Here is a 1,621-nt window from a genome sequence, read left to right as displayed (position 1 = left end):
CATGCCGCTCGTAGGAACGGGCCGGACGCGCAAAGCCGCTGGTCCCTCCGACGGGAAAACGCTCCAGAACGCCGAGTAATTCAGCGACCTGTTAGTAGTGCGTCAAAGATTTGGAGCAACTGCACACTTACGGTGCCGGGACTGTTAGAGTGGTGCCGTAGCCTGTCGGAGAAGATAAACGGAACCGCCCCTGCGGTAACGGGCAGCAAACTTGACCTGCTCTCCATGGGCGAACCCACGATTGAAATACCCACAAAAGTACTTTTCGCCCAATGGGACAAGGACGTCTACTCCTTACCTCCTATGGCTCACTATTCTTTCGGCGGTGGAGAGCGATCCACGTCTTTGACCGAGTTTGACCTGACTGTTGAGGCGTCAGATACAAATTCGGTCTTCTTACTTTTGACTGGCCACGGGCTAGAAACTAAACTGTTCTACAATCTTAGTGGATCGGCATTGTTCTCCTATTTGGACGAAGAACAGACGCGAGTTAATCTCGTCTGGGGCCGCAGTGCGGTGGACCTAGTAGACTATTTGAACGACAACCCTCTTCATTTCATTCTTGACGACTGGTCAAGGCTTCACGGCGAAGAATTGTACACGTCAACTAACAATGGCTTCGACCCATATAACGGTCGACTGATAAAGCATGTTGATTGGAAAGCGGAAAATATCCGAGTTGGAACGGAATTTGAAGAAGGACCTGACCAGCACACTACTGTTCAAGGCTTTTTGGTGCGCGCACTCGACGTCCAGGAGAATGATCTAGTTTACTGGGATCATGGCAGCGGCGAAACTGCTGATTTTGTAACCATGTCTCGCAGCGGCGACGGCGGCGTAAATGTAACCTTTTATCACTGCAAGGGATCGTCCGGCCCAAGTGCCGGAAACAGAGTAGGAGATGTATACGAAGTATGTGGGCAGGCAGTAAAGGGACTAGTGTGGTGTGATATAGATAGGCTGGTTAACCGCCTCGAAGAAAGGAAACAACGTAGCAGGGGACAAGCCCAGTTCATACGCGGCGATTTGAATTTACTTCGTGCTATGCGTGCGCGCAGGCCAGTGAGATTCTCGATGGTAGTTGTTCAGCCTGGCATAACTGGCGGGGGGCTGGAGCAGAAAATCGCGGAGGTGCTCGCTGCTGCGAGCGGCCACCTTGTGCGCGCGGGACACAACGAACTGGTGGTCTGGGGAAGTAGCTAAGCACCGCACACTGCACGACTACTTTCCGCGATACGAAGGCAAGGAGGCAGAAAGATGCGGGGTCACTCTCCCTATGTGCCTTCGCACCTCATCCACCAGCGTTTCTGCCATCGTCCCTGGAAGCCAGCTCGTCGCGGGGTCCGGGGGGTGCGTTCACCCCCCGGTGGGGGTCTGGGGGCAAAGCCCCCGGGGCCGCCCGCGCAGCCCCTACCCCCTGCCCCATCCGCCGCCGGGTTCGGGCTGATCCAGGCGCTGCCTTCCAGGGGCGCGGCGGGGTGGCCGCGCCCCTTTGCGTTTCAGGCGAGGAGGAAGGGGGCACCGCTTTCGGTGCAGACGGCGCGCACCTCCTCGACCAGGGCGGGGAGGATGGGGATGCCGTGCTGGCGGCGTTCGATGGTGGTGTCGTGCTCGGGGTCCC

The 1,621-nt window shown here is 57.1% G+C and carries 1 protein-coding gene; it reads left to right on the top strand.

The window, feature by feature from the left end:
• On the top strand, positions 1–1,203 hold a 1,203-nt coding region (locus BUB97_RS26075), incomplete at its 5' end, for a hypothetical protein (protein ID WP_217659764.1).
• Positions 1,204–1,621 lie beyond the last annotated feature (418 nt).

The sequence above is a fragment of the Muricoccus roseus genome (genome assembly GCF_900141905.1).
In the GTDB taxonomy this organism is placed as follows: domain Bacteria; phylum Pseudomonadota; class Alphaproteobacteria; order Acetobacterales; family Acetobacteraceae; genus Roseomonas; species Roseomonas rosea.
Note: the sequence above shows the minus strand (reverse complement) of the source record. Positions and strands in the feature narration are given on the sequence as shown.